The following is a 12,700-nucleotide window of genomic DNA, read 5'->3' as shown; positions in this document are numbered from 1 at the left end:
CAAGGGGCTCGGATTTGCCCGGACCACTCGTATCGGTCCGAAACCGTTTCGTACAGCAAACTAATGCACTTTCGCAGCGAAACTCAAACGTTTCGATGGCGGGCGCAAGGACTGTGGGGCAGGTCACAGCCGAGACGGCGGCTCACTGCTCGTAGAGCTCCTCCACCTCCGCCTCGAAGTCCCGCATCACGACCTCCCGCCGCAGCTTCATCGACGGGGTGAGATGCCCGGACTCCTCCGTGAGGTCGACGGGGAGGATCGTGAAGCGGCGAATGGACTCCGGGCGGGAGACCAGCTTGTTGGCCTCGTCCACCGCCCGTTGCAGGACCTGCTTCAACTCCTGGTCGTCGAGGAGGAGTTCCGCCGTGGCGGCGGGGTGCTTGCCGTGCATGCGGCGCCAGTGGGCGACGCCTTCCATCTCGAGCGTGATGAGTGCGGCGACGTAGGGGCGGCGGTCGCCGACGACCATCACCTGGGAGATCAGAGGGTGCGCGCGCAGCCAGTTCTCCAGGGGGGCCGGGGCCACGCTCTTGCCGCCCGCCGTGATCAGCATCTCCTTCTTGCGGCCGGTGATGTAGAGGTAGCCCTCGTCGTCCAGCCGCCCGATGTCGCCGGTGGCGAGCCAGCCGTCGACGGTCGCGGGGACGACCCCGCCCGCGTTCGGGTCCCAGTAGCCGCGCAGGACATGCTCGCCGGCCAGCAGGATCTCGCCGTCGGCGGCGATGCGGACCTTCGTGCCGGGCAGGGGCCAGCCGACCGTGCCCAGGCGGGGCTTCAACGGTGGGGTGACGGTCGCGGCGGCCGTCGTCTCGGTCAGGCCGTAGCCCTCGTAGATCTCGATGCCCGCTCCGGCGTAGAACGCGGCCAGTCGTCGGCCCAGCGGGGAGCCGCCGCAGATCATGTAACGGACCCTGCCGCCCATGGCGTTGCGGATACGGCGGTAGACGAGGGGGTCGTAGAAGGTGCGGGCCGCCTTCAGCGCGGCATTCGGGCCGGGGCCCGTGCCGGACTGGCGGGCCTCCCGCGCCTCGCCGTAGCGGACGGCCACGCCCACCGCGCGGTCGAAGGCGGTCACCCGGCCGCCGGTCTCGGCCCGTGCGCGGGCCACGTTGAAGATCTTCTCCAGCATGTACGGGATGGCGATGAGACAGGTCGGCTTGAAGCTCGCCAGGTCGGGCAGCAGTTCCTCCGACTTCAGGCTCGGCGCGTGGCCCAGGCGGACCCGCGCCCGGATACAGGCGACCGCGACCATACGGCCGAAGATGTGCGACATCGGGAGGAAGTGCAGGATCGCCGCTTCCTCGCTGGTCCGCGCCCGGAAGACGGGGTAGAGGAGTTCGATCGCGTTGTCGACCTCGGCGAAGAAGTTGCCGTGGCTGATCACGCAGCCCTTGGGCCGGCCGGTGGTGCCGGAGGTGTAGACGAGGGTGGCCACGGTGTCGGGGCCCAGCATCCCGCGCCGTACGTCGACCTCGTGCTGCCGCACGTTGGCCCCGTGCTCCGCCAGCCGCTCCACGTGCCCCTTCTCGATGACCCACAGATGCCGCAGGTCCAGCAGCCGGTTCAACTCCGGTCCCAGGGACGCCGCCTGGGCAGCGGTCTCGGTCACCAACGCCACCGCCCCGGAGTCCTGGAGGATCCACCGGGTCTGGAAGACGGAGGAGGTGGGGTAGATCGGGACGGTGACCAGGCCGCAGGCCCAGGCGGCGAAGTCGAGGAGCGTCCACTCGTAGACGGTCCGCGCCATGACCGCGAGCCGGTCGCCCGGCGCGAGGCCCGCGGCGATGAGCCCTTTCGCCGTCGCCAGCACCTCGTCGGCGAACTGGGCCGCCGTCACATGCGCCCACTTGCCCGACTCGCCACGACGGCTGAGAACCTTGTCCTCGGGAGCGATGCGTGCGTTGTCGAAGGGCAGGTCGGCCAGCGAGCCGTGGGTCAGCAGCGGCACGAAGGGCGGCGTGGAGACCTCGCGCACCTCCCCGTCGAGCCGCCGTATCGCGGGCTCCACGAGAACCGGCGTGCCGTCGTACGTGGTGGAGTGGACCGCCGCCACGTGGGCGGGAGGGTGCGAGGTGGACACGGGCGACTCCAGAGGTTCAACGGAGTTGCCCTGCGGGGGAGTTTCCGCAGGTCGAGGGAGGTGATCGTACGGGGCCCGCGTGATGGGCCGGTGAGGGTTCGGCGGTGGTCCGGCGGCGGGGATGCATCGGGGATGTGCAACATCGTCGCTTTTCTGGGCGATGGCACCCTACCGGCTGGTATGTTGAGCGCTTTTCACGTTCTGTTGCCACCTTGAGCGGGCCGTTTGCCGCCTCGCTCAGGGGCCGTCGGGTGCGGGGCCGGCCTCGGGGAGCAGGGCCGCCGTGACCTGTTCCGCGAGCCATTGCTCCGCGGCGTCCCAGGACCAGCCCTGCTCGATGACCAGTTCGTGCCAGGAGCGGTGGCCGAGGTAGAACCAGAGGATGCCGGTGGCGCGGTCGGGAGCGAGGCCCGGCCGTAGCGCGTCCAGTTCACACAGCTGCCCGGTCACGGCGGCGAGCGCCTCCTGGTACGCATCGTTGGCGCGGGCCAGCGCTGCGGCGGCGTGCTCGTCCGTGTGCGCCGCGTTGACCATGACCCGGACGAGACGGTGGTGCCGCTCGTTGTCCAGGCGAGTGCCGCGCGCGGCCCCGGCGAGGGCCTCGCGTGGTACGCCGGTCCCGCGCACCACGGCGAGTGCCTCCTCGGCCGCGGAACTCCGCAAGCCGTCCTCGATGAGGGTCGTCAGGATGGCACCCTTGCCGCCGGTGCTGGCGTACACCGTGGGCACGGCGGTCCCCGCCTCCCGGGCGATCTCGGCGACGGTGACGTTCGCGTACCCGCTGTCGAGGAAGAGCCGTGTCGCCGCGTCAAGGATCGCCTCCCGGGTCTCCGCGGCCGCCTTCGTGCGGCGAGGCGCGTGGTAGGGGCGTCGAGGACTCGGCTGTACGGAGGCGTCCTCCTGGTGCGCGGCACTCTTCCCTCACCTCGGCGGAGGAGACCGACGGCCGCCACGATGTGACGGACTCCTTCATGCCCGCCGGCGCGGCCACCCCGCTGCACGCCCACACCGAGTACGAGGAGCGGCTCTGGGTCTCCGCCGGCTCGCTGACCGTATGGGCGGGGGACAGGAAGGTGACCTTGGGCTCGGGGGATTTCTACACCATTCCCCTGCACGTTCCCCACGCGATGGCAGCCGGTGCGGACGGCGCCCGCGCCCTCAACATCTCCACGCCCGCCGGATTCGCCGAACTCATCGCTCGTACCGCCACCCCGCTCCACTTGGCCACCGAGACGACCGCACTCGACGTGGAGCTGTTCAACGCGGTCGCCGATGAGTTGGGCGACATCGTTCTCGGCCCGCCCGGAGCCACACCTGCCTTGCTCCTCGAACGTCCGGGAGACGTAGGCACTTTGTTTGGCCCAGCCGTGTGGTCCCGCGCCGTGCAGGAGTGTGTCGATGACGAGTGTGGCCAGTGTGTCCGGGTCCTGGGCGGCGGGGTCCTGGTCCGAGTGGGGCCTGTCGAGGGCTTCGCTGAGGAGGAGGACCCCGGGGCGACCGCTTGCCGAGTGTGCGGATACTCGGAAGGCGATCCGACGTATCGCCGTCCGAACCCCTTCTTCCGAACCCAGCGGAGCTTCCCCTTGGTAGACCGCGCCGTACGCCGACGCCGTCAGGCTTTGTTCCTCTTTTTCTTTCTTCCCGGCATCGCCATGTCGTCCTGGGTCACGCGCACCCCGGACGTCCGCGATCAACTGGGTCTGTCCACCGGGCAGATGGGTCTGGTCCTGTTCGGTCTGTCCGTTGGTTCCATGATCGGCATCCTGTGTTCCGGCCGTTTCGTGTCCCGGTTCGGCACCCGGCCGGTCATCGCGCTCGGCACTGTCCTGATCATCGCGGGCACCGTCGTCATCGGTGTGAGCAGCGCCGTGCCGTCGGCACCTCTGGTAACCGCGGGACTGTGCCTGTTCGGCGCGGGCATGGGCGGGGGCGAAGTGGCGATCAATGTGGACGGCGCCGACGTGGAGCGCATCACCGGGACCGCGGTGCTGCCCACGCTGCACGGCTGCTTCAGCCTGGGCACGGTGATCGGGGGTTCGGCCGGAATGGCGGCCACCGCCGCCGCGGTCCCCGTCCACTGGCATCTGACCGTGGTCGCTCTGGTCGCCACGGGGATTCTGGTCTACGCCCTGCGTGCCGTTCCCGCCGGTGTCGGCATCAGCGCCGCGCCGTCGACGCCGGGGCCGGGGCAGGTGCGGGGGCAGGCGCGACGGTCCAAGCCGCAGGTGTGGAAGGACCGGAAGCTGCTGCTGATCGGCGCCATCGTGCTGGCCATGGCGCTGGCCGAGGGCGCCGCCAACGACTGGCTGCCGCTGCTCATGGTCGACGGCCACGGCCTTGACGCCGCGATGGGCTCGCTCGTCTTTGTAGGGTTCGCGGCGGCGATGACGCTGGGACGCTTCAGCGGCAGGTTCTTCCTCAGTCGTTTCGGGCGGGCCGCCGTCGTGCGCGCGAGCGCCGTCTCCGGTGCCGTCGGACTCCTCCTGGTCATCTTCTCCGACAACGCTGCGGTCGCGGCAACAGCCGTACTTTTCTGGGGACTTGGAGCCTCCCTCGGCTTCCCGGTGGCCCTCTCGGCGGCGGGCGACTCAGGCCCCGACCAGACCGCCCGTGTCTCGCTGGTCGCCATCATCGGCTACGTCGCCTTTCTCGTGGGGCCGCCCGCCCTCGGGTTCCTGGGCGACCACTACGGGCTGCGTTCGGCGATGGTGGTGGTTCTGGTGTTCGTCGCCTCCGCCATCTTCATCGCTCCCGCCGCCGACACCAGTGACCGTTCCGCCGCCGCGCTGGAGATACCCCAGCCCACGCGGCCCAGCACAGATCCCGCAGGACAACACCAAGGAGACCGCTCATGAGCCCGCAGGAAGCGTCCGGCACGATCGGCGTCCTCCTCCCCCGCGACATCCCGCACGCCGACGTCATCGCCTTCGCGCAGGAAGCGGACGACTACGGCTTCGACGAACTGTGGGTCGTCGAAGACCTCGGCTACCGCGGCGGGCTCGTCCAGGCCGCCACCGTGCTGGCCCGCACCCGTCAGATCCGCGTCGGAGTCGGGCTGCTGCCCGCCGCGGCCCGCAACGTCGCCTTCGCCGCGATGGAAGCGGCCACGCTCGCCCAGCTCCACCCCGGCCGCCTCGACATCGCGGTCGGACACGGCATGCCCGACTGGATGCGCAGCGTCGGAGCCTGGCCCGCCAGCCCCCTGACACTGCTGGGCGAGTACATCCACACGCTCAGGACCTTGATGGCAGGCCGGTCGGCCGATACGGACGGCCGTTACATCCGGCTCGACGGACTGCGCCTGGACCCGTCGGTGCTGCCCGAGCACGTCCCCGACATCTTCGCCGGCGTTCGCGGCCCCAAGTCGCTCACCCTCTCCGGTCAGGTGGCCGACGGGACTCTGCTCGCCGAGCCGGTATCACCCGAGTACACCCGCGAAGCCCTCGCCAGCATCAACCCACAGCGCCCGCACCGGATCACCGCCTACAACATCACCGCCGTCGACGACGACCCGCACGCCGCCCTCGCCGCGGCACGGCCCGCCCTGCAACCCTTGGGCGATCCCGACTGGGCGCCCCACATCGTCCCCCTCGGCTTCCATGACGAGCTCGCCGCGCTGCGCCGTACCAGCAAGAGCCCGCAGGAGTTCGCTCAGGCGATACCCGAGGAGTGGGCGCACCGACTGGCCCTGACGGGCACCCCCGACGACGTCCGTGCCCGCGTACAGGACCTCTTCGAGTCAGGCGTCACGACCGCCGTCCTCAGTCCGGTCGGCCCCGACTACCGGTCCGCGCTCGCCGGCCTGGCCAAGGTCCTCTGACCTCTACGGGGAAGTACGCCAACAGCGGGCCGAATTGAGTCCGGCCGTGGTGCAGACGCTCACGCCGCGACCGGACCTGGTCCTCATGGAGGTGCGGCTGCCGCACCTGACGGCATTCCGGCCACCGAGCAGGTACGCGCACTGCTGCCGGAGACGACAAGGTGATCGCCCCTTCGGTGACGCGGCGGCTGATCGACCGGTACGTCACGGGCGCCGCCGTCCCGCCCGCCAACGAGCTGTTCGACCGGATTCAGGCCGTCGTCGTGGCCTACGAGAGCGGACTGGTTCGTCCTGGCGGATGACCCTGTCGGGCGCTCGGGATGGTTTCAGACGACACAGCCGATACCTAGTTTCTGGGCATGTCGATCATGCGCGAGTTCCTTCGCCGCCCCCGGCGCACCGCCCCCGGCGCACCGGCACCGGCGCGATCACCGAAGCGTGGACGGTCATGCGGCGCCGCGAGCGGCAGCGCCGGATCCTCGACGCGGTGGCCGGCGTACTGCGTGCGAGCGCGGCCAGCTGGCCGCACGGTTCTCCAGCGTGGAGCGGAGCCGGGTCGTGAGGCCGAATCTCCCGCCTGCGTACGTGCACCGCGCGGTCCCGCCGATGCACACACCACTTCCCACTCCCGCTCGAATTCCCACCTCACTCGAACCTTCAGCACCGGAGCACACCGTGACGCAGCACAGCATGTTCAGCATCGAGACCGTGGCGCCGAAGATCCGCAGGGTCACCTTCTCGAATCCGCCCGTGAACGTCGTCGGCGCGGACACCGTCGTCCAACTGCTCGATGTTGTAGACGAGTTGAGTCGCGACGAAGAGGTTCAGGTCGTTGTCTTCGACAGCGGCACGCCCGGATACTTCTTCAACCACGCCGATCTCGGCCAGGTGCCTGAACTCCTGGCGTTGAACGCCGCGGACGGGACCCCGAGGTGGGTCGAGCTCGTCACCCGCCTGACCAGCGCCCCGTTCATCAGCATCGCCTCCATCCGTGGACGTACGCGGGGCGGAGGGGACGAAATCACCCTTGCCTTCGACCTGCGCTACGCCAGCCGCGAGGAGGCGATCTTCTGCCAGCCCGAGGTCGCGATCGGCATCGTCCCGGGTGGTGGCGGTAGCGACCGGCTGGCCCGCCTGCTGGGGCGGGACCGCGCGCTCGAAGCGATCCTCACCAGCGAGGACTACGACGCCGAGCGTGCCGAGCAGTACGGATGGGTGACCCGGGCCGTCCCCGACGCCGAACTCGACGACCTGGTCCATGGTGTCGCGGCGCGCATCGCGTCCTTCGACAAGGCGTCCGTCCTGGGCGCCAAGGCGCAGATCAACCGGTCGACGTTGCCGCCGGTGGCCGACCTGCGCGCGTCCTGGGCCGAGTTCGCGGATTCGGTCAACTGGCCGGGATTCCAGGCGCGTGTGCCGCGGCTCGGGAAGGCCATCGCCGAGGTCGGCCTCGACGAGATCGAGCGGAATCTCGGCCATTACGCCGGTCTCATCAACCAGCAGGCATAGACGCCGAGGGACATGACCGAGCGCATGGCCGCCGGCTGACCCACAGCCCATCCCCGGCCGCACCAGGTGGCGCCGTACGGCAAGCACCGGCGTTCGCCGCCACGGACCTGCGACGGCGCGTCCCGCAACCGACTCCCACACATCCTCGGGGAACGAGGAAGGACCTCCATGACCAGGGACCGTGCCCCCTCAGCCGGCGTCTCGGTGTCGGCAGCCGGCCGTCTGCCGGGCGGCGGCGGAGGCAGCCCTCAGGCAGGAAAGGGCAGCCGAATTTCCGTACGGCGCAGGGAACTTCTGACGCCGGCGGCGATGTGTCTGGGCGTGATGATGACGTTCCTGCTCATCACCGCCACGATCTCGGCACTGTCGGCCATCCAGGCCGACCTGCGCCTCAGCCCGAGCGCGCTGATCTGGATTCCCAGCGCGTACACGCTGGTCGTGGCCGGCCTGGTGCTGTCGGCCGGCACGCTGGGCAATCTCCTCGGCCGCAAGCGGATGTTCTGCGTCGGCGTGGTGATCGTGATCGCGGGAGGGCTGCTGGCCGCGACCGCCGGCACCACCGCCACGGTGATCGCCGCACAGCTGGTCGCCGGTCTCGGCGGCGCGCTGATCCTGCCCAACAGCCTCGCCATCCTCGGTGCGACCTTCCCCGACCCGCACCGGCGGACCGAGGTGATCACCGCCTGGGCGGCGTCGTCGGGCATCGGCCTGGCCATCGGCCCGCTGCTCGCCGGTGTCCTGCTCGACCACGCCGGCTGGCACGCGGTGTTCGTGTCGAACACCGTCCTGGGAGCGGTCACGCTGCTGATCGCGGTCCCGTTCGCCGCGGAGTCCCTGGCCCGCGGCGAACGCCTGGACGTGGGCGGTGCGCTGCTGGGCACCGTGACGGTCGCGGGTCCTCGTCGAACTACGTGTCGTGGCGCCGATGCTGGACGTGCGGAACGCGCTGGACACCAGCTGGCGCATGCTGCCCCTGTTCGGCGTCGTCTCGGCGTTCCTCACCGGCAGGGTGATCCGGCGTACTGGTTTCAAGGCACCCCTGACGGCCGGCCTGCTGCTCGGCGCGCTCGCCGGCCTGGGCCTGACCACCGTCGGCCCGGACACCCCCTACAGCCGGGTCTGGCCGCTGTTCGTCCTGTTCGGGGCTGCCTGCGGTCTGGCCATCGCGCCCAGTACGGCCGCCGCGCTGGTCAGCGTCGCTCCCGAACGCGCGGGCATGGTCTCCGGCGCCGTCAACACCACCCGCCAGGTCGGCGCGGTCATGGGCACCGCGCTGCTCGGCTCGCTGTTCACCGGCCGCGTCACCGCGGACCTGCCCCACCAGCTCGCCGTCCACGGCGTGCCCGCCGCCGCGCGCGGACCCGTCGAGCAGGCCGTCGCCTCCGGGACGACCAGCACCACTGCGCCGTACGGCACGGTGCGCGCGGCGATCGAGGACGCCTTCGCCTCCGGCGTGCACGCGGGCCTGGCTGGCCGTCGTCGCCGCGATCTTCTTCGCCGCCGCTGTGCTCGCCCTGACCTCCGTACACAACCGCCCCCATCAGCCCCATAAGCCCCATCAGCCCCATAAGAACGGAACGCACATGCCCGCCCCCACGCCCGCCCCCGCGACCTCATGAGCACGCAGCCCACACCCCAGCACCGGGCCTACACCTGGCAGGATCCCCGCCCGACCGTCGAGGCCATCGGACAGCTCAGCGGCCTGGAGGTGCTGCAGCAGATCGGCAAGGGAACACTGCCGACCCCGCCCGCCATGGACACCCTCGCCATCGAACCCGTCGAGGTCGAACCCGGCCGCACCGTGTTCGAGCTGACCCCCGCGCAATGGCACTACAACGCACTCGGCACCGTCCACGGCGGCATCCTCACCACCCTCGCCGACAACACGCTGGGCGCCGCCGTCTACACCCGCCTGCCCGCCCGAACCGGCTACACCACACAGGGCCTCACCATCACCTTCCTACGCCCGGTCACCATCGACACCGGCCGCATCCGCTGCGAAGGCACCGCCGTACACGTCGGCCGACGCACCGCCTACGCCACCGCCACCATCACCGACCCCACCGGCAAGCTCCTCGCCCACGCGACGACCACCTGCCTGATCTTCCAGGCCGACGGCCATCAACCCCCACACACCCCTCAACACGCCGCCCAGAGCACTTCTCCGACTTCCTGATCGGCAACCCCTTCCCCCACCCGATGCGACAGGGACCCCTCATGAACCTCTCCACCAGCACCGCCCTCGTCACCGGCGCCAACCGCGGTCTCGGCCGCGCGCTCACCGCCGAGCTGCTCAGCCGCGGCGCCACCGTCTACGCCGCCGCCCGCAACCCCGACCAGGTGGACCTGCCGGGCGTGAAGCCGATCGCGCTCGACATCACCGACCCCGCCTCCGTCACGGCCGCCACCAAGGCCACCGGAGACGTCACCGTCCTGATCAACAACGCCGGCATATCCACCGGCGGCAACCTGCTCACCGGCGACCCGGACAACATCCGCCGGGACATGGACACCAACTTCTACGGCACCCTCTCGGTAGTCCGGTCCTTCGCACCCCAGATCGCGGCCAACGGCGGCGGCGCGATCCTGAACATCCTGTCCGCCCTGTCCTGGTTCAGCTTCCCCGAGCTCGGCGCCTACTGCGCCGCCAAGTCCGCCCAGTGGTCCCTCACCAACTCCCTGCGCGTCCAGCTCGCCGACCAGGGCATCCGGGTGGCCGGACTGCACGTCGGCGGTATGGACACCGACATGACCCGGGATCTCGACGGGCCCAAGTCCGCCCCCGCCGACGTCGCCCGGCTCGCCGCCGACGGCCTCGCCAACGGCGCGTACGAGATCGTCGCGGACGACATCAGCCGCCAGGTCCAGGGCGGGCTGGCCGGAGGGGTCACCGCGCTGTACCCGCAGCTGCCCTGACTCCTGACTGACAGTCGTCCGGCACGCGGCGGCGAGATCGACGTCCTGGTCCAACGCATCGAACCGGCAGCCCAGCCCCACCTGACCGCCGCCCTGGAAGAAGCGGTACGGGGCAGATCCGCCGCCGTGGCCCGGATCGCCGACGGCCCCGGCGAACTCCTCGGCCGCACCCTCACCCTCCTCAGCGACGGCAGCGCGTACGACGGCACTCTGGGCGGCACACGCGAGGACCGGGCGGTGGCGGCACAGGCCCGCGCCCTGCTGAGGACCGGACGCACCGCCCTCAGCGAGGTCGGCGGGGAATCCGACAACTGCCCCGAGCGCATGACCGTCCTCGTCCACATCCAGGCATCCCGCCCCCGCCTGCTGATCTTCGGCGCCGTCGACTTCGCCGCCGCGTTGAGCCGGACCGGACGCTTCCTGGGCTACCGGGTCACCGTCTGCGACGCCCGCCCCGTCTGCGCCACCGCCGCCCGCTTTGGGCTCCCGCCGCACCCACGCGAGGCTCGCGCTGACGCCTCCCACTCACCCCTTATAAGGGATACATGGATGCCTCGACTACTTCTATAATTGATGCTCCGCTGTTGCTTTTCATCTTGAACCTGATACATTCAAGCAACCGATCGGGGATCGCCCCGATCCCATGAGTCAGGAGCTCACAATGGCGACAACACGTCCGGTAGCCCTCGTGACGGGTGCGTCCTCCGGTATCGGCAAGGCAGCCGCGCTCGCGCTGGCCGCGGCGGGTTACGACGTGGTCGGCACCAGCCGCAACACCGCGCACGTCACCCCGCTCAAGGGCGTGACCTTCTTCGACCTCGACGTGACCAGCGACGCCTCGGTGACCGCCGCGGTCGGCGAGGTGATCGACCGGTTCGGGCGGATCGACGTCCTGGTCAACAACGCCGGTATCGGCTCGGCGGGCGCCGCCGAGGAGTCCTCCGCCGGGCAGGCCCAGGGCCTGTTCGACATCAACGTCTTCGGCGTCATCCGCATGACGAACGCCGTCCTGCCCCACATGCGCGCGGCGGGCAGCGGACGCATCATCAACCTCTCGTCCATCGTCGGCTTCATGCCGCAGCCCTACATGGCCGTCTACGCCGCCTCCAAGCACGCCGTCGAGGGCTACTCCGAGTCCGTCGACCACGAGGTCCGCGAGTACGGCGTACGAGTCCTGCTCGTCGAACCCGCCTGGACCAACACCGCCTTCGACGCGGCCAGCGTCCGCCCCGACCGGCCCCTGGACGTCTACGCCAAGCAGCGCCACGTCTTCGAGGAGTACATGGCCGGTGCCGTCAAGGACGGCGACGACCCCGCCGTCGTCGCCAAGGAGATCGTCGCGGCGGCCACCGACACCAAGCCCAAGCTGCGCTACACCGCCGGCGCCCTCACCGGACGCGTGCGCACCATGCGCCGCATGGTCCCCTCCCGCATGTTCGACCAGCAACTGCGCAAGCTCAACCACCTGCCCGCCGCCTGACAACCACCCCTCGTCACAGAAAGCGCGCCATGAGCACCTATCTGGCAGACACGGCCGAGAACCTCACCGTGGAAGGCCCCTCCGCGACGTTCACCTATCGGCGCATCGGCCCGCGCGGCGGCATCCCGCTGGTCCTGCTGAACCGGGTCAGGGGCACCCTCGACTGGTGGGACCCGGAGTTCCTGGACCACCTCGCCGCCACCCACGACGTGATCGTGTTCGACAACGTCGGCACCGGCTACACCACCGGCACCCCGCGCGATTCCGTGGAGGGACTCGCCGACGGCACCGTCGAGTTCATCGAGGCCCTCGGCCCGGCGCAGGTGGACCTGCTCGGCTGGACCCTGGGCGGCACCGTCGCCCAGCACATCGCCCGCACCCGGCCCGGCCTGGTCCGCAAGCTGGTCGTGGCGGCCGCCAACCCCGGCGGCACGGTGCCGGGCGCACCCGCTCCGGACCCGAAGGTCGGGGCAACCATGACCAAGCCCGAGGTCACCGGGGACGACCTGGTGTTCCTGTTCTTCCCCGAGACGGAGACCGGCCGCGCCGCCGGGTACGCGCACCTCGCCCGGGTGGCGACCCGGCTGGCCACTGGGCGTCCCGACGTGTCCGAGGCGGCGGCCATGGGCCAGATCGCCGCGATCCAGAAGGACGCGGCGATCCCCTTCGAGCAGGTGCGCGCGGACCTGGCGACCGTCAAGCAGCCCGTCCTGTACGCCACCGGCATCCAGGACGCGATGATCCCCGCCCTGGCCTCCTACACCGCCGTCCATCACCTCGCCGACGCCACCCTCGTCGCCTACAGCGACGCCGGCCACGCCTTCCTCTTCCAGCACGCCAGGGACTTCGCCGCCCAGGTGACGGCCTTCCTCGCCGACTGAGCACCACCGCGAAA

At 70.5% G+C, this 12,700-nt stretch carries 12 protein-coding genes and 2 pseudogenes; 12 read left to right on the top strand and 2 right to left on the bottom strand.

What is annotated here, in order from left to right; all coding sequences use genetic code 11:
* Window positions 1–142: 142 nt before the first annotated feature.
* Entirely contained in the window at window positions 143–2,080 is a 1,938-nt protein-coding gene (locus tag AB0I77_RS29905) for an AMP-dependent synthetase/ligase (RefSeq protein ID WP_363285843.1), read from the bottom strand.
* A gap of 237 nt (window positions 2,081–2,317) precedes the next feature.
* Window positions 2,318–2,896, bottom strand: coding sequence for a TetR/AcrR family transcriptional regulator (locus AB0I77_RS29900; protein WP_363285935.1), 579 nt, complete (start codon window positions 2,894–2,896; stop codon window positions 2,318–2,320).
* Window positions 2,897–3,051: 155 nt separating this feature from the next.
* Here AB0I77_RS29900 and AB0I77_RS29895 point away from each other — a divergent pair.
* From AB0I77_RS29895 to AB0I77_RS29840, 12 genes and pseudogenes are all read left to right on the top strand, one after another.
* Window positions 3,052–3,219: pseudogene (locus tag AB0I77_RS29895) on the top strand (cupin domain-containing protein); the annotation flags it as partial.
* A gap of 369 nt (window positions 3,220–3,588) precedes the next feature.
* Window positions 3,589–4,935, top strand: coding sequence for an MFS transporter (locus AB0I77_RS29890; RefSeq protein WP_363285934.1), 1,347 nt, complete (start codon window positions 3,589–3,591; stop codon window positions 4,933–4,935).
* Entirely contained in the window at window positions 4,932–5,900 is a 969-nt protein-coding gene (locus AB0I77_RS29885) for an LLM class flavin-dependent oxidoreductase (protein ID WP_363285842.1), read from the top strand. The genes AB0I77_RS29890 and AB0I77_RS29885 overlap by 4 nt, the downstream gene beginning before the upstream one ends.
* 161 nt (window positions 5,901–6,061) lie before the next feature.
* Complete coding sequence (locus AB0I77_RS29880) at window positions 6,062–6,202, top strand: hypothetical protein (RefSeq protein ID WP_363285841.1); 141 nt, start codon at window positions 6,062–6,064, stop codon at window positions 6,200–6,202.
* Window positions 6,203–6,575: 373 nt separating this feature from the next.
* Window positions 6,576–7,409, top strand: a complete 834-nt coding sequence (locus tag AB0I77_RS29875; RefSeq protein ID WP_363285840.1) for an enoyl-CoA hydratase/isomerase family protein — start codon at window positions 6,576–6,578, stop codon at window positions 7,407–7,409.
* 168 nt (window positions 7,410–7,577) lie between these two features.
* A pseudogene (locus AB0I77_RS29870) lies at window positions 7,578–8,171 on the top strand (MFS transporter); the annotation flags it as partial.
* A gap of 163 nt (window positions 8,172–8,334) precedes the next feature.
* Window positions 8,335–8,961 (top strand): MFS transporter, encoded by a 627-nt coding sequence (locus AB0I77_RS29865; protein WP_363285839.1) that lies wholly within the window; start codon window positions 8,335–8,337, stop codon window positions 8,959–8,961.
* 63 nt (window positions 8,962–9,024) lie between these two features.
* The gene (locus tag AB0I77_RS29860; protein WP_363285838.1) at window positions 9,025–9,585 is read left to right on the top strand and encodes a PaaI family thioesterase; all 561 of its coding nucleotides are present in this window, start codon (window positions 9,025–9,027) and stop codon (window positions 9,583–9,585) included.
* A 41-nt stretch (window positions 9,586–9,626) separates the two neighbouring features.
* A complete protein-coding gene (locus tag AB0I77_RS29855; RefSeq protein WP_363285837.1) occupies window positions 9,627–10,325 on the top strand; it encodes an SDR family oxidoreductase in 699 nt (232 codons plus the stop codon).
* Window positions 10,326–10,451: 126 nt separating this feature from the next.
* Window positions 10,452–10,895, top strand: a complete 444-nt coding sequence (locus tag AB0I77_RS29850) for a hypothetical protein (RefSeq protein WP_363285836.1) — start codon at window positions 10,452–10,454, stop codon at window positions 10,893–10,895.
* A 91-nt stretch (window positions 10,896–10,986) separates the two neighbouring features.
* Window positions 10,987–11,805 carry an oxidoreductase gene (locus AB0I77_RS29845; protein ID WP_363285835.1) on the top strand — a complete coding sequence of 273 codons (819 nt, stop codon included), beginning with the start codon at window positions 10,987–10,989 and terminating at the stop codon, window positions 11,803–11,805.
* Window positions 11,806–11,834: 29 nt separating this feature from the next.
* A complete protein-coding gene (locus AB0I77_RS29840; RefSeq protein ID WP_363285834.1) occupies window positions 11,835–12,686 on the top strand; it encodes an alpha/beta hydrolase in 852 nt (283 codons plus the stop codon).
* The last annotated feature ends 14 nt before the right edge of the window (window positions 12,687–12,700 follow it).

Source organism: Streptomyces sp. NPDC050619, assembly GCF_040654815.1.
Classification (GTDB): Bacteria; Actinomycetota; Actinomycetes; order Streptomycetales; family Streptomycetaceae; genus Streptomyces.
The sequence above is the reverse complement of the archived record's forward strand: the minus strand, read 5'-3'. Positions and strand labels throughout refer to the sequence as shown.

Coding starts and splice junctions, on each gene's coding strand:
- AB0I77_RS29840 (WP_363285834.1), top strand. CDS start 11,835: ATGAGCACCTATCTGGCAGACACGGCCGAGAACCTCACCGTGGAAGGC.
- AB0I77_RS29885 (WP_363285842.1), top strand. CDS start 4,932: ATGAGCCCGCAGGAAGCGTCCGGCACGATCGGCGTCCTCCTCCCCCGC.
- AB0I77_RS29865 (WP_363285839.1), top strand. CDS start 8,335: ATGCTGGACGTGCGGAACGCGCTGGACACCAGCTGGCGCATGCTGCCC.
- AB0I77_RS29860 (WP_363285838.1), top strand. CDS start 9,025: ATGAGCACGCAGCCCACACCCCAGCACCGGGCCTACACCTGGCAGGAT.
- AB0I77_RS29855 (WP_363285837.1), top strand. CDS start 9,627: ATGAACCTCTCCACCAGCACCGCCCTCGTCACCGGCGCCAACCGCGGT.
- AB0I77_RS29845 (WP_363285835.1), top strand. CDS start 10,987: ATGGCGACAACACGTCCGGTAGCCCTCGTGACGGGTGCGTCCTCCGGT.